Source organism: Arthrobacter sp. K5 (genome assembly GCF_040448525.1).
In the GTDB taxonomy this organism is placed as follows: domain Bacteria; phylum Actinomycetota; class Actinomycetes; order Actinomycetales; family Micrococcaceae; genus Arthrobacter; species Arthrobacter globiformis.
The window spans coordinates 1169787-1192047 of record NZ_CP159279.1 but is presented as its reverse complement, the minus strand read 5'-3'; the positions used below and the strand labels follow the sequence as shown (position 1 = coordinate 1192047).

Below are 22261 nucleotides of genomic sequence, written 5' to 3'. Positions count from 1 at the left end.
GACATAAGACTCTACACGAAGTTTTGGTCGGTGTGAAATCGAGGTGGGCGGGGCGCGCCACTCAGCGTGGAAGCCGCAAAATCAGCGCAAAATCAGGGTTTTGGTTGTTGCTGAGGGCCCATAGATCCCCGTTCGGGGCCAGCGCAACGTTCCTGATCCGCCCGAACTGCCGCGTGAAATAGCCCACAGGGGTGCCGGCGTTTTCGCCGCTGAGAGGGACGGCCCAGATGCGCTGGCCCCTCAGCGCCCCGAGGTAGGCCGTGTTGCCGGAAAATTCGAGTCCGCTGGGCGAGGAGTCTGCCGTGGATGGCCAGACGACCTTGGCGTCGATGAAGCCGTCCCGGTGGGGTGCCCCGGTGACTTCGGGCCACCCGTAATTTCCGCCGGGCCGGATCAGGTTGAGTTCATCATTGACGTCGGGTCCGAATTCGCTGGCCCAGAGCCGGCCCTGGCCGTCCCACGCCAGGCCCTGGACGTTCCGGTGGCCAAGGCTGTAGACGGGGTTGTTCGGGAACGGGTTGCCGGGCGCGGGGGCGCCGTCCTTGGTGAGCCGCAGTATCTTGCCGCCCAGCGCGTTCCGGTCCTGCGGCTGCTCCCGGCGCTGCGAGTCGCCCGTACCGACGTATAGGAACCCGTCCGGACCGAAGCGGATCCTGCCGCCGTTGTGCGTGGAGGCCTTGGACATGCCGGAGAAGATCACCTCCGGCTCACCCAGCCGGAGGCCCCCGCCGCCGGCTGCCCCGGTACCTTCCAGGCGCATGCGGGCAATCCGGTTGTCGTCGGCCGACGTGAAGTAGGCGTAGAGATAGTGGTCCGAGGCAAAGCCGGGCGACAACGCCAGCCCCAGCAGCCCGCCCTCGCCGCCGGGAACGACGCCGGGAACGGCCCCGATGGTGCTGACCTTGCCGTCGGTTACGGCTTTGAGCAGGGCGGAATCGCGTTCGGAAATAACTGCTGTGCCGTCCGGCAGGAACACCGTCGACCAGGGAATCTGAAGTCCCTCGATCCTGCTCCCCACTTCCGGCGCCCGCGGCGCCGCCGGGGTTGCCGTGCCGGAGGCGGCGGGCGCACTGGTTCCCGGGGCGCCTGTACCCAGGGTGCTTGTCCCCGGCGTGCCGGTGCCAGGAACGGGCTGACCGCCGTCGCCCGTGCAGCCGGACAGCGACATCGTGAGGACAGACAATGCCAGCGCGGTCACTGCCAGGGGCGTGGCGGCGGCCGCCGCTGCGGGCCTTCGGGGGTGGTTGAGTGTCATGCGCTTCCTCCGGCCGCAGTCAGCCGCCGCCGCGTGGGCGTTAACGCCGGGACCGGCGCGGAGCCCGGAACCCGGCAGCCTCGGCGTGCGCCGGGGAAAGGAACCAGACTTCCGCCCTGGCGTCCTGGTAGCCGGCGCTGTCTTCGTCGTAATAGGTCATGGCGCTGACGTCGCCTTTGACGGCGTATCCGTCCGGGCCGCTGCCATCTGCGGCCGGCGAGGCAGACCCCTCACCGTAGGGCTGGTCCGCCGCCGTTTCTGAGCCTTCGCCGGCGGCCTGTTTGTGGGGGATGGGCTGTTCGCCGAAACCCCTTTCCGCACCGAATCCCTGTTCCAGGTGATGAGGCTGGGGTTCGCGGTGAGGCGGGGCATCGTGGCTGGCTCCGGCTTCGGTCGCAGCGGAGGACTGGATCCGCTGCTGGGTTTCAGCCTCCGCGTCCAGGGCTTCGGCCGCGGCGGATTCCGCGCCCGGCAGGGTGGGGGCGTGCGGATCCGTGTACTCGGGGTGGTGCATCGGGGTGGCAGGCTGCGCTGCAGCCTGCTGCGTGGAGCTGCCCGTCTCGGCACTGCCTGCATCCGACCATTGGGCATCCCATTCGGCCCTGTCGCCGTCGTCGTCCCAGTCGTCAACGTCTCCTCCGGCGGGCCGAGCCGAGGACGGGCGGGCAGTGGAGGCCTCCCAGGATTCGATGTCCGGTTCCACGTCCTCGGGCTCCGGGCGCGCGGCTGCGGGGGCGGGCCGGTACGCCAGCGGAGCGGCTTCCGGCGCTGGCCCGAAGTTTGGTTCGGTGTCCGGTCCGGCCAGGCGGCCTGTTTCGGGTACGGTCCGGGTGGTGTCTGACGGAGGCCCCACTGCCGCTGCGGCGGCAGAAGCGGCCGACGTCGACTCTTCCCGTGCAGCTGATGGTGCGGTAGTGGCTCCGGACGGGGACGTCACCTGTTCGGACCGGGCCGCGCCGGCTGCCGTTCCCCGTGAGTTCCGGTTCAGCAGCCACCAGACGACGGCGATGATCAAAACAATGACAATGACCCAGATAATCCACTCCATAGCAAAGCCTTTCATCCGTCACACGAGGTTGCCGTTGCTTGACGGTACGTCGCTGTCAATAGGGCTGTCTAGGCTTGTCAGCGCCAGCAGGACCGAGGGCAGGCAGGGCCTCTGTCCCAGAATGTGAGACGTGAGTCCACTATTTGATCGAAATTTTCTGGAAATTGGGCCAAACCGGCCACTTCCGGTCGTTGGCGGCCTTTCAGGAGTCATAGACTTTGACCCATGAGTGAGGACACCCAGATCGCAACCGAAAACAAGCCTGACATCAAGCCCCGGAGCCGGATTGTCACCGACGGCATTCACGCAGCTCCGGCACGTGGAATGTTCCGGGCCGTGGGCATGGGCGATGACGACTTCGCCAAGCCCCAGATCGGCGTCGCGAGCTCCTGGAACGAAATCACTCCCTGCAACCTGTCCCTGAACCGGCTGGCCCAGGGAGCCAAGGAAGGCGTCCACGCCGGCGGCGGGTTCCCGATGCAGTTCGGCACCATCTCCGTTTCCGACGGCATCTCCATGGGCCACGAGGGCATGCACTTCTCCCTGGTCTCCCGCGAAGTCATCGCCGACTCCGTGGAAACCGTCATGCAGGCAGAGCGCATCGACGGCTCCGTGCTGCTGGCCGGCTGCGACAAGTCACTTCCGGGCATGCTCATGGCCGCTGCGCGCCTGGACCTCGCCAGCGTGTTCCTGTACGCCGGCTCGATCATGCCGGGCTGGGTCAAACTTGAGGACGGCTCCGAAAAGGAAGTCACCCTGATCGACGCCTTCGAAGCCGTTGGTGCGTGCGCTGCCGGCAAGATGAGCATGGAAGACCTCACCCGCATCGAGAAGGCCATCTGTCCCGGCGAAGGCGCCTGCGGCGGCATGTACACCGCCAACACCATGGCATGCATCGGTGAGGCCCTGGGCATGTCCCTCCCCGGCTCCGCCGCCCCGCCCTCGGCAGACCGCCGCCGCGACGAATTCGCCCGCAAGTCCGGCGAGGCAGTAGTGAACCTGCTCCGCAAGGGCATCACCGCCCGGGACATCATGACCAAGAAGGCGTTCGAAAACGCCATCGCCGTCACCATGGCCTTCGGCGGATCCACCAACGCCGTCCTGCACCTGCTGGCAATCGCCCGCGAAGCAGAGGTCGAACTGAGCCTGGACGACTTCAACCGCATCGGCGACAAGATTCCGCACCTCGGCGACCTGAAGCCGTTCGGCCGGTACGTCATGACGGACGTCGACAAGATCGGCGGCGTGCCGGTCATCATGAAGGCACTGCTCGACGCCGGCCTGCTGCACGGTGACTGCCTCACCGTCACCGGCAAGACGCTTGCCGAGAACCTCGAGTCCATCAACCCGCCGGACCTGGACGGCAAGATCCTCCGCGCGCTGGACAACCCGATCCACAAGACCGGCGGCATCACCATCCTGCACGGCTCGCTCGCCCCCGAGGGTGCGGTGGTGAAGAGCGCCGGCTTCGACGCGGACGTCTTCGAAGGCAGCGCCCGGGTATTCGAGCGTGAACAGGGCGCCCTGGACGCGCTGGACAACGGCGAGATCCAGAAGGGCGACGTCGTGGTGATCCGCTACGAAGGCCCCAAGGGCGGCCCGGGCATGCGCGAGATGCTCGCCATCACCGGCGCCATCAAGGGTGCGGGCCTGGGCAAGGATGTCCTGCTGCTCACCGATGGCCGCTTCTCCGGCGGCACCACCGGCCTGTGCATCGGCCACGTCGCCCCCGAAGCGGTCGACGGCGGCCCCATCGCCTTCGTGAAGGACGGCGACCGGATCCGCGTCGACATCGCAGCACGCACGTTCGACCTGCTCGTTGACGACGCAGAACTCGAAGCCCGCAAGGAAGGCTGGACACCGCTGCCGGCCAAGTTCACCAAGGGCGTCCTGGCCAAGTACGCCAAGCTGGTGCACAGCGCCTCCACGGGCGCATACTGCGGGTAGCGCCGTCCCGGACCGTATGGCGCAGAGCGCCATACGGTCCGGGACCCTCGGCGCTACCCTTATTAAGCCCTGCCGCCTAGAGTGGGCATGGCGGCAGTCGGTCCGACCGTAGAAGAGGACCAAAAACTGGACAATGATGTCCAAATGGTGAGATCGCACGTCGCTTCGTTGACACGTATCTCACTTAGAGGGAAAACTGAACGCATGATCGCATTCGTTACCGTCGGCACCGTCGTCGTACTTACCAAGCGCGTGGCTCCATAGCCCGACTGGTAACGAACTGTCACGCGCAACCCCTCGAAAAGCCATCAGGCTGAGGGGTTTTTTTATTTTCCCGGCGGGACGGAACGTTCAGTTTTCCCTAGCACCACACCAATTCAAGATCCACTAAGGAAGAGTTCGATGAGCAAAGGATCGCCCATCAGCCCCTCGCTGATGGCTTCAAAGTCCGCTGGAGCCGCCAAGGCTCCGGAACGCGTCGACAAGCCGGCCGAGGCCGGGGTCGACACTGCTGCAGCCGCCTCTCCTGTCCTTGGGCCGAACAACGTCGTACCCCCGACGGTGATGACCGGCTCAGAAGCAATTGTCCGTTCGCTCGAAGAACTCGGCGTCGACGACATTTTCGGTTTGCCCGGTGGCGCGATCCTGCCCACCTACGACCCCTTGATGGCCTCCAAAATGAACCACGTTCTGGTCCGTCACGAACAGGGAGCCGGCCACGCCGCGCAAGGCTACGCCATGGTCACCGGGCGGGTGGGCGTCTGTATCGCCACCTCGGGCCCGGGTGCCACCAACCTCGTCACCGCCATCATGGATGCGCACATGGATTCCGTTCCGCTCGTGGCCATCACCGGCCAGGTATCCAGCGGCGTGATCGGCACCGATGCCTTTCAGGAAGCCGACATCGTGGGCATCACCATGCCCATCACCAAGCACTCGTTCCTGGTGACGGACCCCAACGACATTCCGCACGTCATGGCCGAGGCCTTCCACCTCGCCTCCACCGGACGTCCGGGCCCGGTTCTTGTGGACGTCGCCAAGGACGCCCAGCAGGGGCAGATGACGTTCTCCTGGCCGCCCAAAATCGACCTGCCGGGCTACCGCCCCGTGGTCCGCGGCCACAACAAGCAGGTCCGCGAGGCCGCCAAGCTGATCTCCGCCGCCAGCAAGCCCGTGCTGTACGTGGGCGGCGGTGTCTCCAAGGCCCACGCCTCGGCCGAACTCCGCGAGCTGGCCGAACTCACCGGCGCCCCCGTGGTGACGACCCTGATGGCCCGCGGCGTCTTCCCGGACTCGCACCCGCAGCACGTGGGCATGCCCGGCATGCACGGCACGGTCTCGGCCGTGACCGCGCTCCAGCAGGCGGACCTGCTGGTGACCCTGGGCGCGCGCTTTGACGACCGCGTCACCGGCGTACTCAAGACCTTCGCGCCCAACGCCAAGGTCATCCACGCGGACATCGACCCCGCGGAAATCTCCAAGAACCGCACCGCCGATGTTCCCATCGTGGGCTCCGTGAAGGAGATCATTCCGGAACTGACCGAAGCCGTCCGGACCCAGTTCGGCACCTCCGGAACCCCGGACCTGGCCAACTGGTGGGCTTTCCTGAACAACCTGAAGGAAACCTACCCGCTGGGCTGGACCGAACCCGAGGATGGCCTCAGTGCGCCGCAGCGCGTCATCGAGCGCATCGGCGCCCTGACCGGTCCCGAGGGCATCTACGTTGCCGGTGTGGGCCAGCACCAGATGTGGGCTGCGCAGTTCATCAAGTACGAGCGTCCGCATGCCTGGCTGAACTCCGGCGGTGCCGGCACCATGGGCTACGCCGTTCCGGCGGCCATGGGCGCCAAGGTGGGCGAGCCCGACCGCGTGGTCTGGGCCATCGACGGCGACGGCTGCTTCCAGATGACCAACCAGGAGCTGGCCACTTGCGCCATCAACAACATCCCCATCAAGGTTGCTGTGATCAACAACTCCTCGCTGGGCATGGTGCGCCAGTGGCAGACCCTCTTCTACGAGGGCCGCTACTCCAACACCGACCTGAACACCGGCCACGAGACCATCCGGATCCCGGACTTCGTCAAACTCGGCGAGGCCTACGGCTGCGCATCCTTCCGGTGCGAGCGGGACGAGGACATCGACGCAACAATCCAGAAGGCGCTGGAAATCAATGACCGCCCCGTGGTTATCGACTTCGTGGTCAGCCCCGACTCCATGGTGTGGCCGATGGTGCCCGCCGGGGTCAGCAACGACCAGATCCAGGTTGCCCGCAACATGACCCCGGAATGGGAAGAGGAGGACTGATCATGAGCCGCCACACACTGTCCGTTCTGGTCGAAGACAAGCCCGGTGTGCTGACCCGCGTGGCCAGCCTTTTCGCCCGCCGCGCCTTCAACATCAATTCCCTGGCCGTCGGCCCGACGGAAGTTCCGGGCATCTCCCGGATGACCGTCGTCGTCGACGCCGACGGCGACCTGATCGAACAGGTCACCAAGCAGTTGAACAAGCTGGTCAACGTGATCAAGATTGTTGAACTGACCTCCGAATCTTCCGTACAGCGCGACCACATCCTGGTCAAGGTACGTGCGGATGCCGCAACTCGTCTGCAGGTGACCCAGGCTGCAGACCTGTTCCGTGCTTCAGTGGTCGACGTCTCCACAGACTCGGTGGTCATTGAAGCAACTGGCCATCCCGAAAAGCTCACGGCACTGCTTTCAGTGCTGGAGCCCTTCGGTATCCGCGAAATTGTGCAGTCCGGCACCTTGGCCGTTGGACGGGGATCCCGCTCCATGAGTGATCGGGCGCTGCGCTCCGCCTAGGCGGCGCAACGCCTGCAAACGCAGCACCAACAGACACACATCTACAAAAAATCCACTCAAGAGGAGTTACGCAAGTGACTGAAATGTTTTACGACGACGACGCAGACCTGTCGATCATCCAGGGTCGCAAGGTTGCCATTGTCGGCTACGGCTCCCAGGGCCACGCCCACGCGCTGAACCTGCGCGATTCCGGCGTCGAGGTTGTCATTGCCCTCAAGGAAGGTTCCAAGTCCACCGCCAAGGCTGAGGATGCAGGCTTCCAGGTCAAGAACGTTGCCGACGCCGCCGAATGGGCCGACGTCATCATGATCCTGGCACCGGACCAGCACCAGCGCTCGATCTTCAACGACTCCATCAAGGACAAGCTGACCCCGGGCAAGGCCCTCGCCTTCGCGCACGGCTTCAACATCCGCTTCGGCTACATCGAGGCACCGGAGGGCGTTGACGTCATCCTGGTCGCCCCGAAGGCTCCCGGCCACACGGTTCGCCGCGAGTTCGAAGCCGGCCGCGGCATCCCGGACATCATCGCCGTGGAGCAGGACGCTTCCGGTTCCGCTTGGGAACTGGCCAAGTCCTACGCCAAGGCCATCGGCGGCACCCGCGCCGGTGTCATCAAGACCACCTTCACTGAAGAGACCGAAACCGACCTCTTCGGCGAGCAGGCTGTCCTGTGCGGCGGCGTGTCCCAGCTGATCCAGTACGGCTTCGAGACCCTGACCGAAGCCGGCTACCAGCCGCAGATCGCCTACTTCGAGGTGCTGCACGAGCTCAAGCTCATCGTCGACCTCATGTGGGAAGGCGGCATCGCCAAGCAGCGCTGGAGCGTTTCTGACACCGCAGAGTACGGCGACTACGTCTCCGGCCCGCGCGTCATCACCCCCGAGGTGAAGGAAAACATGAAGGCCGTCCTCGCCGACGTCCAGTCCGGTGCCTTCGCCAAGCGCTTCATCGAAGACCAGGACAACGGCGGCGTCGAGTTCAAGGAGCTGCGCGCCAAGGCAGAGTCCCACCCGATCGAGGGCGTGGGCCGCGAGCTGCGTTCCCTGTTCTCCTGGCAGCAGCAGGACCAGGACTACGTAGAAGGCTCGGCAGCCCGCTAAGGCTGCGCCCTCTACCACGCGAGAGTGAGGCCGGGTTCACACTTAACAATGTGAGCCCGGCCTTTCCGTACGCCTAGACTTTATTTACCCCCAGGACTTCAACGCAGAGGATCAGCTGTGTCAAAACCCGTAGTATTGCTTGCCGAAGAGCTTTCGCCCGCCACCATCGAGGCCCTTGGCCCGGACTTTGAAATCCGCCAGACCGACGGCGCCGATCGTTCCCAGCTGCTCTCTGCCATCGAGGACGTTGACGCCATCCTGGTCCGCTCCGCCACCAAGGTGGACGCCGAGGCCATTGCCGCTGCGAAGAACCTGAAGGTCATCGCGCGGGCCGGCGTCGGCCTGGACAACGTCGACATCAAGGCCGCCACCCAGGCCGGTGTCATGGTGGTCAACGCCCCGACGTCGAACATCGTTTCCGCCGCGGAACTGACTGTGGGCCACATCCTGAGCCTGGCCCGCCACATCCCGCAGGCCAGCGCCGCCCTGAAGGACGGCGAGTGGAAGCGCTCCAAGTACACCGGCATTGAACTCTTCGAGAAGAAGATCGGCATCATCGGCCTGGGCCGCATCGGAGCCCTGGTGGCCGCCCGCCTGCAGGGCTTCGACACCGAGATCCTCGCCTTCGACCCCTACATCACGTCCGCCCGCGCCGCCCAGCTCGGTGTGAAGCTGGTCACCCTCGACGAACTGCTCGCGCAGTCCGACTTCATCACCATCCACATGCCCAAGACGCCGGAAACCGTCGGCATGCTCGGCGCCGACGCCTTCAGGAAAATGAAGAGCACGGCCTACGTGATCAACGTGGCCCGTGGCGGCCTCGTGGACGAGGAAGCCCTCTACACCGCACTCCAGGACCGCCAGATCGCCGGTGCCGCCGTGGACGTCTTCGTCCAGGAGCCCAGCACCGACCTGCCGTTCTTCAAGCTGGACAACGTTGTGGTGACCCCGCACCTGGGCGCGTCGACCGACGAGGCACAGGAAAAGGCCGGTGTCTCCGTCGCGAAGTCCGTACGCCTCGCCCTTGCCGGGGAACTGGTTCCGGACGCCGTGAACGTCGCCGGCGGCGTGATTGCCCCCGACGTCCGCCCGGGCATCCCGCTGATCGAGAAGCTGGGCCGCATCTTCACGGCGCTGACCCACGCCTCCGTCACCCAGATCGACGTTGAGGTTGCCGGCGAAATCGCCGCACTTGACGTCAAGGTCCTGGAGCTCGCCGCCCTCAAGGGGATCTTCGCCGACGTCGTCACCGAGCAGGTGTCCTACGTCAACGCCCCCGTGATCGCCGAGCAGCGCGGCATCAACGTCCGCCTCATCACCAGCCCCGAGGCCGAGGACTACCGCAACGTGCTGACGCTGCGCGGCGCCCTGAGCGACGGCTCGCAGATCTCCGTGGCCGGCACCCTGACCGGTCCCAAGCAGGTGCAGAAGCTCGTCGGCGTGAACGGCTACGACGTCGAGATCCCCATCAGCGAGCACCTGGTTGTGGTGTCCTACGCTGACCGTCCCGGAGTCATCGGCACCATCGGCCACATCCTGGGCATGAACAACATCAACATCGGCGGCATGCAGGTGGCGCGGAACGCGGAGGGCGGCCAGGTCCTGGCGCTGCTCACCATCGACAGCTCCGTCCCGCAGCAGGTACTGGAGGCCATCAAGGCCGGCATCGGTGCCGAGATGGTGCGCGAAGTGGACCTCGAGGACTAGTCCGACGAACACCGGCCGGCAACGGCCAGGTCCCAACGCGGGGTGAACTCCTTGTCCCCTGGAGTTCACCCCGGCCAAGTATGATTGGCCGGTCTGCGTACAATAGCTAGGTTCGAATTTACGGATCCAGCCGGCAGGCCGGCCATTACTTTTTGCACGCCCGCAAGGGACACCTCCACATTCTGCGGTCATCGTGGCGTGCGCACGCAATCCAGGTTTCAGGGAGCCCAATGAACGCCGTCCAGAGGTTCATCAGAAGCAAAGTGCTGCTGCTGACCGCTGCAATTCTGATCTTCGCCATGTGCCTGTCCGTCCTCGTCCAGACCCAGTCGCAGGCAGCGCTGAACCGGACCGTGGACCAGAACTCGCGCGGGCTCTACGACATCCTGGTCCAGGCCAAGGCGGGATCGGACGGTTCGCTCATGCAGCCCGAGATTGCCACCGGGCAGGGCGGCGTCAGCTTCGACCAGCTGCAGAAGATCCGGGATCTGTCCGGCACCTCTGTGGCCGCGCCCATCAGCCTGGTCTCGCGCGTGACGCAGAACCTTGAGACGCCGCGCCTGGAGGCCATGGACTACCTGGGCTTCAACGCCGGCCTCGTCGGCACCGCCACCGCCGGTCAGCCCGGCGGCACCGACCCCAGCAAATGGCCGGAAGCGCAGTCCGTACTCAGCGACACCCCCAAGAAGTACCGGCTGACGGCCAGCGCCACAAGCTCCGACGGGTCTTCGCAGCACACCCTCTTCAAGTCCACTGCCGAGGGCAGCCTCGGCAAGGGCAAGCTCGTGGAGCAGCAGGTCGAGGGCGGCAACAGCATCCAGATCGCCGGTCCCGAAGGCGAGACCGGGATCAAGTTCCCGGCCCCGGCCGGAGGGTCCGAGCACAACCTGTTCAACCTCACTGTTGCCCTGCCCATGGCTCCGGAGGTCACGGAGTCCGTGGTCGCCGTGGACCCCGTCTCCGAGCGTGCCCTGCTGGGCACCGCCGGCGACTTCCTGGCGCCACTGGAAAAGGCACCGCCGGCCGACGCCCGCAGCGCCGAGGCCGTCGGCCAGCATCTGGAGAGCCTCTTCACCACCGGCATCGGCATGCAGGAACTCGAAGAGGGCCCTGACTTCCTCGGCGTGAAGCTCAAGTACTGGGCGCCCATCATGACCCAGTACCAGCAGGCCAAGCGCAACGGGCAGCTCACCGAGGACTCCCAGGCCATCCCGCTGATCGTCCGCTCCGGTACGTCGCTTGACCTGAAGTACTCCGTGAAAATCGAGGAGATCGACGACTCCGGAAACGTGGTCAAGGAAGTCGGCACCGCTGAGCGCTCCCTGGACAAGGACTACCTGCCGTTCGTCTCCAAGTCGCCCTTTGCGCTGTCCTGGCCCGGGTCCACGGACTACTCCAAGCTGCTCGGCAACTCGGCGAACTTCAGCCGCGGCCTGTACAGCCCCGCAACCTGGAGCACCAACTTCGCCTCCGCCCCCAAATACTCGGACGGCTCCACCGCCGGCAACGGTGCCGAGGACAAAACCGCCACCGCCGGCGAGTGGGTCACCGTGAACCGCCTGCCGGAGAAGAGCGCCAACGGCGAGGCCGTGGACCAGACCCAGCGCAACCCCGTGGACGAGCGCGCCTACCGGGAGAACCTCGAAACGGGCAAGAAGCTGGCCACTCCGCTCGCCATGGTCTACGGCACCTTCGATCCCGCCGCCGTCCAGGAAGCGGCCGGTGACGTCAACCGGCTTCCGCTCGGCGGCTACGATCCCACGCCCATGACGCTGATTAAGGACGCGCAGGGCAAGGACGTTGCCGACACCGCACTCAAGCCTTCCCTGAGCGCCACCGGACTCGTCAGCCAGTCGGCCGGCGCCATCACCGACTACTACGGCCTGGCTGCTGCCCGCGGCTACGAGAAGAACGCCTCCGTCATCGACGCAGTGCGCGTCCGCGCCAGCGCCGCCGGCAGCTGGAAGCAGGTCCAGCCTGAGGTGGACAAACTCGCAGCCGAGATCCGGGACATGGGGCTCGAAGCCACCGTTGTGGCCGGTTCCGCCCGCGAGGACGCCAACATCTTCGTTCCCGGCTACTCCAAGGACGACGCCGGCAAGGAATCCGCGCTGGGAACCGTCCAGCAGTCGTGGGTCAGGCAGAACGCCGCCGACGCTGTCGCCGGCTCGCTGACGGCGACGAACCTGACGCTGCTGTTCCTCACACTCTGCGGTGCCGCGCTGCTGACCGGCGCCTCGACTGTCAGCTACGTGCGGCTGCGCCGCAGCGAAGCCGGAACACTGCGCGCCATGGGCTGGACCCAGCGCCGCATCCGCTCCTGGGTGCTGGAGGAGTTCGCCGTCGGCGCCGGGCTGCTGGCCGTGGCCGGTATAGTGCTCAGCCTCCTGAGCTGGAACGTTGCCACCGCCATCGTCTCGGCGTCCGTACTGGCCCTGTACCTGGGTGCGGCCTTCTTCGCCGCGCAGCAGCTGCGGCACCGCGAGGTGGTCGACCAGGAGCCGCAGCACGACGAAAAGCTCATCGCCGTCGACTCGCCGCTGACCTTCGCGAACCGGCAGCTGAGTACGCACCGCTTCAACGCCATCTCGCTGGCCGTTGCGGTTGGCGTGTTCGGCTCGGCAGTCGGCGGCCTGATCGCACTGCTGATCGACATCCCGCGTGCCGCCGGCGCCAGCGCCCTCAGCGGCCTTGCGGCCGCCAGCGTGGCCCTGCCGAGCATCGTCCTTGGCCTGTCCGGCGTGGCTGTGGGGCTTCTGCTCACCCTGGTAACCGGGCGCTTTGAGCTCAAGGCCAAGCGCCGGTACCTCGGCACGCTGCAGGCCATGGGCTGGAACCCCGACATGCTGGGCCAGGTCCGATTCTTCGAAAACGCCCTGGTGGGTGCGGTTGCCGTGCCGCTGGGCATCCTCGGCGCCCTGGGCATCGGCCTTGTTCTTGCCCCCTACGCCGCGCTGTGGGCCGCCGTGGCCGGGCTCGTGGCTGTTCTCTGCTGGATTCCGATTGCAACGAAAGTGGTCAAATGAGTAACGACCTGAACCTTCGCCGCGTGCGCGGGAACAACGAGGCTGAAGCCCCGGTCCAGACCCGGGCCAACACCATTGTCAAGGAAGCGGATCACGCCACCCCGCTGGAGCTGAGCAACATCACCATCCGCTACGGCGGAGGCAAGAACGGGTCCGACGCCGTGAGCGTCGTGGACGGCTTTGACCTCACCCTGAGCGCTGGCGAGATGCACTGTGTTGCCGGCCGAAGCGGCTCCGGCAAGACCAGCATCCTGACCGTCGGAGCGGGCCTGACCCTGCCGACGTCGGGCCGGGTGCTGTGGGAGGGTGATTCCCTTGAAACCATGAGCGACGACGAGATCGCCGACCGCCGCCGGGCACTGATCGGCTACGTGGACCAGGGCGGCGCACTGATCGACGGCATGAGCGCGCTCGAGAACGTCCTCCTCCCGGCGGTCCCGGACGGCGAGGTGGAGCAGCGGCGCGAGATGGCCAAGGACCTGCTGGACCTCGTAGGCCTCGGACGCCGCATGCGGCACCGTCCCGAGCAGCTCTCCGGCGGTGAGCGCCAGCGCGTCGCCATCGCCCGCGCCCTGATCCTGGGCACCCGTGTCCTGGTGGTGGACGAGCCCACCGCGAGCCTGGACCGCGCCTCCGCCAACCGCATCATCAGCATCCTCAAGGACACAACGTCCGACGGCATTGCAGTCCTCGTGGCGTCACATGACCACGAACTGGTCCGGCTGAGCGATACGCTGACCGAACTGATCTAGATCCATCCCTCCGCATAAAGGTAACGTTCCGCCCGTGACTTCCTCAGACAAGAGCCCCTTCTACATCACTACGGCCATCACCTACCCGAACGGCGTGCCGCACATCGGCCACGCCTACGAGTACATCGCCACCGATGCGATGGCCCGGTTCAAGCGGCTCGACGGCTACGACGTGAAGTTCCTGACCGGCACCGACGAGCACGGGCTGAAGATTGCGCAGACCGCGGAGAAGGAAGGCATCTCGCCCAAGGAACTGGTGGACCGGAACGCGGAAATCTACAAGGCTGCCCATGCTGCCCTTGGGATCAGCTATGACCGGTTCATCCGCACCACGGACGCGGACCACTACACCGCCTCGCAGGCCATTTGGAAGAAGATGGAAGCCAACGGGGACATCTACCTGTCCAAGTACGAGGGCTGGTACTCCGTGCGGGACGAGGCCTACTACGGTGAGGATGACACCGTGGTCAAGGAGGACGGCGCCCGGTACACCAAGGAGACCGACACCCCGGTGACCTGGACCGCCGAGGAAAGCTACTTCTTCCGGCTGTCCGCCTACCAGGAGAAGCTGCTGGCCCTGTACGAGGCACAGCCGGAATTCGGGGCGCCGCAGTCCCGCTTCAACGAGGTCATCAGCTTCGTCAAGCGAGGCCTCGAGGACCTGTCCATCAGCCGCACCACGTTCGACTGGGGCGTACCCGTCCCCGGCGACGAAAAGCACGTCATGTACGTGTGGGTCGACGCGCTGACCAACTACCTGACGGGTGCCGGCTACCCGGACGTCGAATCGGAGTCGTTCAAGAGGTACTGGCCCGCCGACGTCCACATCATCGGCAAGGACATCTCCCGCTTCCACGCCATCTACTGGCCGGCCTTCCTCATGAGCGCAGGCCTTGACCTGCCGAAGCGGGTCATGATCCACGGGTTCCTGCACAACAACGGCGTCAAGATGTCCAAGTCCCTTGGCAACGTCGTTGCCCCGGCGGACTTCGTGGCCCAGTACGGCCTGGACCAGGTCCGCTTCTTCTTCCTGCGCGAGGTTCCGTTCGGCGCCGACGGCAGCTACAACCATGAGGCCATCGTGGGACGGATGAACTCCGACCTGGCGAACAACTTCGGAAACCTCGCCCAGCGCTCACTGTCCATGGTGGCCAAGAACTGCGAGGGCCGGGTACCTGTGCCGGGCGCATTCACGGACGCGGACACTGCCATCCTGGGCCAGGCCAACGCGCTCCTGGAGCAGGCACGCGCGGCCTTCGAAAAGCAGGAGTTCAGCCGCGCCCTCGAGGCGATCTGGACTGTGCTGGGGGATACCAACGCATACTTCGCCGACCAGGCGCCCTGGGTGCTGCGGAAGACCGACGTCGAACGCATGCAGACGGTGCTGTACGTGACCCTCGAGGTGCTGCGCATCGTGTCGATCCTCGCCCAGCCGGTCATGCCCACGGCCACCGCTGCCCTGCTCGGGTACCTCGGCCAGCCGGAAGGTGCGGCCCGGGAGTTCTCTGCCATCGCGACGCCGATCGCCGCGGGCACCGAACTGCCTGCCCCCGCACCGGTATTCCCGAAGTACGAGGAACCCGCGGACGCCTAGGAGGCGTCGGATCCGTTGCCCGAATAATGAGACGGCTTGACCAGAATGTGGATGCCTTGGCTACCCTGAAAATATGAGCGCATCTACCATCAATCTTGCTGTCATTCCGGGCGACGGCATTGGCCCGGAGGTCATCGCCGAAGCACTGAAGGTTCTCGAAAAGGTCGTGGCCGCCGAAGGCGTCACCCTTGACCAGACCCACTATGAGCTCGGTGCCCAGCACTGGCTTGAGACCGGTGAGACCCTTCCGGATGCTGTCCTCGAGGACCTGAAGACGCGCGACGCCATCCTCTTCGGCGCCATCGGTGCGGCGCCGGGGGACACCCGCATCCCGTCCGGACTGATCGAACGCGAACTGCTCCTCAAACTGCGCTTCAGCCTTGACCACTACGTCAACCTGCGCCCCTCCCGGCTGTACGGCACGGTAGGCAGCCCGCTGGCGGAACCGGGCAACATCGATTTCATCGTCGTCCGTGAAGGCACCGAGGGTCCCTACGTGGGCAACGGCGGCACCCTGCGCGGCGGCACGCCGCACGAGGTGGCCACCGAGGTTTCCCTGAACACGGCCCACGGCGTGGAGCGCGTTGTCCGGGATGCGTTCCGCCGGGCCAACGAGCGTCCGCGCAAGAAGCTGACCCTGGTCCACAAGCACAACGTGCTGGTTTTCGCCGGCCACCTGTGGAAGCGCACTGTGGAGGCGGTGGCCAAGGAATTCCCCGAGGTCACCCATGACTACCTGCACATTGATGCCGCGACCATCTTCATGGTCACCGATCCCGCCCGTTTCGACGTCATCGTCACCGACAACCTCTTCGGCGACATCATCACCGACCTTGCCGCCGCCGTTACCGGCGGAATCGGCCTGGCGGCCTCGGGCAACATCAACATGGACCGCACCGCGCCGTCCATGTTCGAACCCGTCCACGGTTCCGCCCCCGACATCGCCGGCCAGCAGAAGGCGGACCCCACCGCTGCCATCCTGTCTGCGGCCCTCCTGCTGGACCACCTGGGCTACTCCGATGCGGCCCGGCGGATCGAGTCCGCGGTAGTGTCCGACGTCGAAAGCCGCAACGGCGAAGTGCGCAGCACCGGCGCCATCGGTGACGCCATTGCGGCGGCCGTTTAGCCTCCGCCAGCAGGCGTAAGCTTGACCTGAATTACCAATCGCTGCCGTGGTCCGATGCTGAACCACGTTCAGATGCCAGGCAGCCGACCGTGGAGGAACCATGACTCAGACTGCCCATGGCGTCGAATTCACCCAGCAGCCTTCGGCCACCCCGAAGTCTGCTGAAGAGCGTGCAGCCATCCTGGCGAACCCAGGCTTTGGCGACCACTTCACCGACCACACTGCGATTGTTGACTACACGGTCGACGCCAGCGGCCAGGGCGGATGGCATGATGCGCGGATTGAGGCCTACGGGCCCATCATGCTGGACCCGTCTGCCGCTGTGCTGCACTACGGGCAGGAAATCTTCGAGGGACTGAAGGCCTACCGTCACGCTGACGGTTCCATCTGGAGCTTCCGGCCGGAGGCAAATGCCGCCCGGATGAACAAGTCCGCCCGCCGCCTCGCGCTTCCGGAGATTCCGGCCGAGTACTTCCTCGGCGCCATCCGCGAACTCGTGGCGGCGGACAAGGAATGGGTTCCCGCCGGCGACGGCGAGGCCCTGTACCTGCGCCCGTTCATGATCGCCACCGAGGCGTTCCTGGGCGTGCGGGCAGCCCGTGAGGTCTCGTTCCGCGTCATTGCCTCGCCGGCCGGAAACTACTTCGGCGGGGAGCTCAAGCCGATTTCGATCTGGATTTCCCGCGAATACGCCCGCGCAGGCCGGGGCGGAACGGGTGCTGCGAAGTGCGGCGGGAACTACGCTGCCTCACTCATCGCGCAGCAGGAGGCCGAAGCCAACGGCTGCAAGCAGGTGCTGTTCCTGGACCAGTTCAACGACAACGCCGTTGAGGAACTGGGTGGAATGAACGTCTTCTTCGTCATGAAGGACGGCTCCCTGGTTACGCCCGCGCTGAGCGGCACCATCCTCGAGGGCGTGACCCGCTCATCGATCATCCAGGTGGCCAAGGACATGGGCCGTGAGGTGACCGAACGGAAGATTACCCTTGACGAATGGCGCGACGGAGTTGCCTCCGGCGACATCGCCGAGGTGTTTGCCTGCGGCACCGCTGCCGTGATCACTCCCATCGGTGTCCTGAAGGACGCTACGGAATTCATTGGCTCGGAGGACGCAAAAGCCGGCGAGACCACCATGGCCATCCGCACACGGCTGCTCGGCATCCAGACCGGCACCGTGGAGGACACCCACGGCTGGCTTACCCGGCTCGCCTGAGCCGCTTCGGCCATATAACTAAAAGGCGAACGACGGCGGGTGGCCGGCTGGGCTGTTTCGGCAGCTCACCGGCCTTCCGCCGTCGTTCTGTCCCTAGTCGTTCTGTCCCTGTATGTCAGGTGTCCCCGGATGACAGAATGAAACCCGTGAACCAGCACATCACCAGCGCCCTTACCCACAGCAGCCCGCTGACGCGTTTCCGCCTCGCGCCCAACCCCGGGCCGATGAGCCTGGAAGGGACCAACTCCTACATCATCGGGGAGCCGGGCCACGGGGCGGTGGTGGTGGTTGACCCGGGTCCGTTGCATGAGGCGCACCTTCAGGCGCTGGCGGCTGCCGGACCCGTGGAGCTGATCCTGGTCACGCACCGGCACGCGGACCACACTGCCGGCTCGGCCCGCCTCGCCGACATCGCGGGCGCCCCCGTCCGGGCCGTCGCTCCCGAGCATTGCCATGGCGGAGCCATGCTGCAGGCGGGGGAGACCATCGCCGCCGGCGGCACCGAGATCCGCGTGGTTTCCACCCCCGGGCACACCTCCGACTCCGTCTGCTTCCATCTGCCCCTCGACGGACCCGCCGGCTCCGTGCTGACCGGTGACACCATCCTGGGCCGGGGCACAACCGTGCTTGACCACCCGGACGGCACGCTGGCCGACTACCTCTCCTCCCTCGACCGGCTGGAGCGGCTGGGACCGGCCACCGTCCTGCCGGCCCACGGCCCCGTCCTGCCGGCGCTGGACGCAGTGGCCCGCGCCTACCGGGACCACCGGCTGGACCGGCTGGCCCAGATCCGGACGGCCCTCGCCGGCCTCGGTCCGGATGCCGCCGTAGGCGAGGTCACCAGCGTTGTTTATGCCGACGTCGACCCTTCCGTCCGGCGCGCTGCCGAGAATTCCGTGGCGGCGCAGCTGGAATACCTGCGCCTCCTGAGGGAGCGGGACTGAGACTGTAGGCTTGGGACCATGCGTATTGCCCGGTTTGTAGTCGATTCTGATCCCCTTTACGGCGTTGTTGAAGGCCAGCCCGGCAGTGAGGAAATCACTGTCATCAACGGCGATCCGTTCTTCAATGGCGTGGAACGCACCTCCGTGCGGCACAAGCTCGAGGACGTCCGCCTGCTGGCGCCCATCATTCCCCGCAGCAAGGTGATCGGCGTCGGGCGCAACTTTGTGGAGCACGCCCACGAGCTCGGCAATGAGGTGCCCCAGCAGCCGCTGCTGTTCCTGAAGCCCAACACCTCCGTAGTGGGTCCGAACGATCCCGTGGTCCTGCCGGAGTTCTCCGAGGAGGTCTCCTTCGAGGCGGAGCTGTGCGTCGTCATCGGCCGCATCTGCAAGGACGTGCCGGAAGAACGTGCCGACGACGTGATCTTCGGATACACCTGCGGCAACGACCTCACCGCACGGGACGTCCAAAAGACAGACCTGCAGTGGGCGCGCGCCAAGGGCTTCGATACGTCCGCGCCGCTTGGTCCCTGGATCGAGACCGAACTCGACCCCGAGGATCTGTCCATCAAGGGCCGGCTCAATGGCGAACTCCGCCAGGACGGCAGCACCACCCAGATGATCCGCGGCGTCCGCGAGCTGGTGTCCATCGTCTCCAGCGCTTTCACGCTGCTGCCCGGCGACGTCATCATGACCGGCACGCCGGCCGGCGTCGGCCTCGTCCAGGCCGGCGACCGGTACGAAGTGGAGATCGAGGGCATCGGCCGTCTGTCGAACCCCGTAGTCCGCCGCTAGCCGCTGACGCGGCAGCCCAGCCGGGGCACGGGGCCGCTAAGCGGGCGGGGGACCGCCAAGCGGGTGCGAGCCCGCCAAACGGGCGGGGGCAGGCGTGGCCGGTTGGTAAAGTTGGTATCACTATGACTACCCCCTCCGCCGCGCCTGCTGCCATTCCTGCCGTCACCGCCGATACGCCCGTCCGCGTCCGCTTCTGCCCGTCACCCACGGGCACCCCGCACGTCGGGCTGATCCGTACGGCACTGTTCAACTGGGCCTACGCCCGCCACACCGGCGGCAAGATGATCTTCCGCATCGAGGACACGGACTCGGCACGCGACAGCGAGGAAAGCTACCACCAGCTGCTGGATGCCCTGAAGTGGCTCGGCATCGACTGGGACGAGGGTGTGGAGGTGGGCGGCCCACACGCACCGTACCGCCAGTCGCAGCGCAGCGAGCTGTACCAGGACGTCATCGCGAAGCTCAGGGAAGGCGGCCACATCTACGAGTCCTACTCGACTCCGGATGAGATCGAAGCGCGCCACCGTGCCGCCGGACGGGACCCGAAGCTGGGCTACGACGGCTTTGACCGCGACCTCAGCGAGGAACAGGTAGCTGCGTTCAAGGCCGATGGCCGGGAAGCCGTGCTGCGGTTGCGGATGCCGGACGAGGACATCACCTTCACTGACCTCGTCCGTGGCGAGATCACGTTCAAGGCGGGTTCCGTCCCGGACTTCGCTGTGGTGCGGGCCAACGGGGCTCCTCTCTACACCCTGGTCAACCCGGTGGACGACGCCCTCATGGGCATCACCCACGTACTCCGCGGCGAGGATTTGCTCAGCTCCACACCGCGGCAGATCGCCCTCTACCGCGCGCTCTACGCGGTGGGCGTGGCGGAATACATGCCGGAGTTCGGGCACCTGCCCTACGTCATGGGCCAGGGCAACAAGAAGCTTTCCAAGCGCGACCCGGAATCGAGCCTGTTCGTGCACCGGGAGCGCGGCTTCATCCCCGAAGGGCTGCTCAACTACCTTTCCCTGCTTGGCTGGTCCCTGAGTGCCGACGAGGACATCTTCACGGTGGAACAGCTGGTAAAGAACTTCGACATCCACGATGTCCTGGCCAACCCGGCCCGCTTCGACCTCAAGAAGGCCGAAGCGATCAACGGAACACACGTCCGGCTGCTGGACCCTGCCGTCTTCCGCGAACGGCTGGTCCCGTACCTCCGGCACGAGGGCTTGGTGGGGGAGATCCTCACCGAACGCGAGGAGGAAATCCTGACGGAGTCCGCTCCGCTGGTCCAGGAGCGGATCACCCTCCTCGGCGAAGCCCCGGAGATGCTGGCGTTCCTGTTCAAGTCCGACGACGCAATCGACGTGGCCGCCGACGCCCGGAAGGGCCTGCCGGAGAATGTCACCGAGGTCCTCGACGCGGCGCTGGCCGCGCTCGGGCCGATCGACGACTGGAGCGCCGAAAACATCCAGTCGGCGCTGAAGCAGGCGCTCGTGGAGGACCTGGGGATCAAGCCCCGCCTCGCGTTCGGCCCGGTGCGCACCGCGATCTCCGGCCGCCGGATCTCCCCGCCGCTGTTCGAGTCCATGGTCATCCTGGGCAAGGAATCGTCCCTGGCGCGCCTCCGCGCTTTCCGCGGCTGATGTCACACCCCGCAGCGGAAACCGCCGTCCTGTCCCGTGGCCTCGGGACGGTCAGCGGTGTCCTGTTCGACATAGACGACACCCTCGTGGACCTTGCCTACGCCATGACCACGGCGCTGCGGGACGCCAGCGAACACCTCCTGCCCGGCCTCGACGAGGCCGGGTGGGAGAAGGTTGGGCGGATCTTCACGCACGAGACAACCCACTACTACGACCGCTACCTCGCCGGCGAGCTGACCTTCAACGAGCAGCGACTGCTCCGGGGCCGCGCAGCCCTGGGCCATTTCGGCGTCGAAATGGGCGAGGGGGAGGAATCGCACAACTGGCTCAGCACCTACTCGCGGCTGCAGCCCAGCTACGTCACGGCCTTTGCGGACGTCCTGCCGTTCCTTGACGCCCTGGACCAGGCCGGAATCCCCTACGGGGCCGTGAGTAACAACGTGCACGACTACCAGCGGGTGAAGCTGGACAGCGCCGGCCTGGAACGCGTCCGGTTCCTCGTGGGCACCGACACGGTCGGTGTCCCCAAGCCGGACCCCGCGATTTACCTCGAAGGAGTCCGGCTGATCGGCAGCACGCCTGCCTCCACGCTCTACATCGGGGACAACCGGCTCCTGGACGCTGAGGGCTCGACGGCGGCAGGACTGCTGGGCATCTGGCTGAACCGCACCGGGGAGCAGGCTCCTGGTTTCCAGGGGCAGGAGATCGCCTCCCTACTGGAACTGCTGGCGCTCCCGGCCGGTTCCAGCTAGCCGGCCGGGTCCGGTGCCTGCGCCCGCTACGGCCTTCTTGAAGTGTGGCGCAGGTAACGGCCCGCCGATTTGTGCGGCGCAAAAGTCTCGGGTAGAGTAATTACTTGTGCTGAGGGGCACGGAGCGAAAGACAGAGACTTTCGACCGGCCCGAAAGCGCCAATGGGATATGGTGTAATTGGCAACACTACGGTTTCTGGTACCGTCATTCTAGGTTCGAGTCCTGGTATCCCAGCTCTGAACTTCTTCGGATTTTCCGCAGATATTCGGGTGTTGCAAATCGAAAATCATCGATTTGGAACAAAGCCAAATGTGTGTAAAACTAACTTGGCTTGATCGGCGGAAACGCTGATCGAAAAGTACAAGGCCCCATCGTATAGCGGCCTAGTACGCCGCCCTCTCACGGCGGTAACGCGGGTTCGAATCCCGCTGGGGTCACAAGCAACCGGCTCCGGGCAACAGCCCGGGGCCGGTTTTGTTTTCCCTGAAAACTTCGCCTGACAAAAATTCGGGCTGAGCAGCCAAAATTCAGGCATTCCCCGAAAATCTC

Annotated in this window: 16 protein-coding genes and 2 tRNA genes; 16 read left to right on the top strand and 2 right to left on the bottom strand. The window is 65.8% G+C overall.

All coding sequences use genetic code 11. From position 1 onward, the window contains the following. Window positions 1–61 precede the first annotated feature (61 nt). The gene (locus tag ABRP34_RS05295) at window positions 62–1255 is read right to left on the bottom strand and encodes a PQQ-dependent sugar dehydrogenase (RefSeq protein ID WP_353712495.1); all 1194 of its coding nucleotides are present in this window, start codon (window positions 1253–1255) and stop codon (window positions 62–64) included. 40 nt (window positions 1256–1295) lie between these two features. After that, complete coding sequence (locus ABRP34_RS05290) at window positions 1296–2303, bottom strand: hypothetical protein (protein WP_353712494.1); 1008 nt, start codon at window positions 2301–2303, stop codon at window positions 1296–1298. Between the two features lie 225 nt (window positions 2304–2528). Between ABRP34_RS05290 and ilvD the strand changes: the two genes are divergently transcribed. The 16 genes from ilvD (at window position 2529) to ABRP34_RS05210 (ending at window position 22149) form a co-directional block, all read left to right on the top strand. Continuing rightward, the gene (gene ilvD, locus ABRP34_RS05285; protein ID WP_003801498.1) at window positions 2529–4250 is read left to right on the top strand and encodes a dihydroxy-acid dehydratase; all 1722 of its coding nucleotides are present in this window, start codon (window positions 2529–2531) and stop codon (window positions 4248–4250) included. A gap of 402 nt (window positions 4251–4652) precedes the next feature. After that, entirely contained in the window at window positions 4653–6554 is a 1902-nt protein-coding gene (locus ABRP34_RS05280; protein WP_003801495.1) for an acetolactate synthase large subunit, read from the top strand. Between the two features lie 2 nt (window positions 6555–6556). Next, window positions 6557–7069 carry an acetolactate synthase small subunit gene (gene ilvN, locus ABRP34_RS05275; protein ID WP_003801493.1) on the top strand — a complete coding sequence of 171 codons (513 nt, stop codon included), beginning with the start codon at window positions 6557–6559 and terminating at the stop codon, window positions 7067–7069. Between the two features lie 74 nt (window positions 7070–7143). Beyond that, window positions 7144–8169 carry a ketol-acid reductoisomerase gene (gene ilvC, locus ABRP34_RS05270; protein WP_003801492.1) on the top strand — a complete coding sequence of 342 codons (1026 nt, stop codon included), beginning with the start codon at window positions 7144–7146 and terminating at the stop codon, window positions 8167–8169. Window positions 8170–8286: 117 nt separating this feature from the next. Continuing rightward, window positions 8287–9876, top strand: a complete 1590-nt coding sequence (gene serA / locus ABRP34_RS05265; protein WP_003801490.1) for a phosphoglycerate dehydrogenase — start codon at window positions 8287–8289, stop codon at window positions 9874–9876. A 230-nt stretch (window positions 9877–10106) separates the two neighbouring features. Then, complete coding sequence (locus ABRP34_RS05260) at window positions 10107–12902, top strand: FtsX-like permease family protein (protein ID WP_353712493.1); 2796 nt, start codon at window positions 10107–10109, stop codon at window positions 12900–12902. Beyond that, window positions 12899–13654 (top strand): ATP-binding cassette domain-containing protein, encoded by a 756-nt coding sequence (locus tag ABRP34_RS05255; RefSeq protein WP_003801485.1) that lies wholly within the window; start codon window positions 12899–12901, stop codon window positions 13652–13654. Before ABRP34_RS05260 ends, ABRP34_RS05255 begins: the two co-directional genes overlap by 4 nt. A 34-nt stretch (window positions 13655–13688) precedes the next feature. Continuing rightward, window positions 13689–15248: a methionine--tRNA ligase gene (metG, locus tag ABRP34_RS05250; RefSeq protein WP_353712492.1), complete on the top strand. Its 1560-nt coding sequence runs from the start codon at window positions 13689–13691 to the stop codon at window positions 15246–15248. A gap of 73 nt (window positions 15249–15321) precedes the next feature. Then, on the top strand, window positions 15322–16374 hold the full coding sequence (locus ABRP34_RS05245) for a 3-isopropylmalate dehydrogenase (RefSeq protein WP_353712491.1): 1053 nt from the start codon (window positions 15322–15324) through the stop codon (window positions 16372–16374). A 100-nt stretch (window positions 16375–16474) separates the two neighbouring features. Then, window positions 16475–17587, top strand: a complete 1113-nt coding sequence (locus ABRP34_RS05240; RefSeq protein ID WP_314191089.1) for a branched-chain amino acid aminotransferase — start codon at window positions 16475–16477, stop codon at window positions 17585–17587. Between the two features lie 146 nt (window positions 17588–17733). Beyond that, the gene (locus ABRP34_RS05235) at window positions 17734–18531 is read left to right on the top strand and encodes an MBL fold metallo-hydrolase (protein ID WP_353712490.1); all 798 of its coding nucleotides are present in this window, start codon (window positions 17734–17736) and stop codon (window positions 18529–18531) included. A gap of 18 nt (window positions 18532–18549) precedes the next feature. Next, window positions 18550–19326, top strand: coding sequence for a fumarylacetoacetate hydrolase family protein (locus ABRP34_RS05230; protein WP_111905966.1), 777 nt, complete (start codon window positions 18550–18552; stop codon window positions 19324–19326). Window positions 19327–19448: 122 nt separating this feature from the next. Beyond that, window positions 19449–20960 carry a glutamate--tRNA ligase gene (gene gltX / locus ABRP34_RS05225; RefSeq protein ID WP_353712489.1) on the top strand — a complete coding sequence of 504 codons (1512 nt, stop codon included), beginning with the start codon at window positions 19449–19451 and terminating at the stop codon, window positions 20958–20960. Continuing rightward, window positions 20960–21712 (top strand): HAD family hydrolase, encoded by a 753-nt coding sequence (locus ABRP34_RS05220; protein ID WP_353712488.1) that lies wholly within the window; start codon window positions 20960–20962, stop codon window positions 21710–21712. Before gltX ends, ABRP34_RS05220 begins: the two co-directional genes overlap by 1 nt. Window positions 21713–21874: 162 nt before the next feature. Further along, a tRNA-Gln gene (locus tag ABRP34_RS05215) sits at window positions 21875–21946 on the top strand. A gap of 130 nt (window positions 21947–22076) precedes the next feature. Further along, window positions 22077–22149: transfer RNA gene (locus ABRP34_RS05210), tRNA-Glu, on the top strand. Window positions 22150–22261 lie beyond the last annotated feature (112 nt).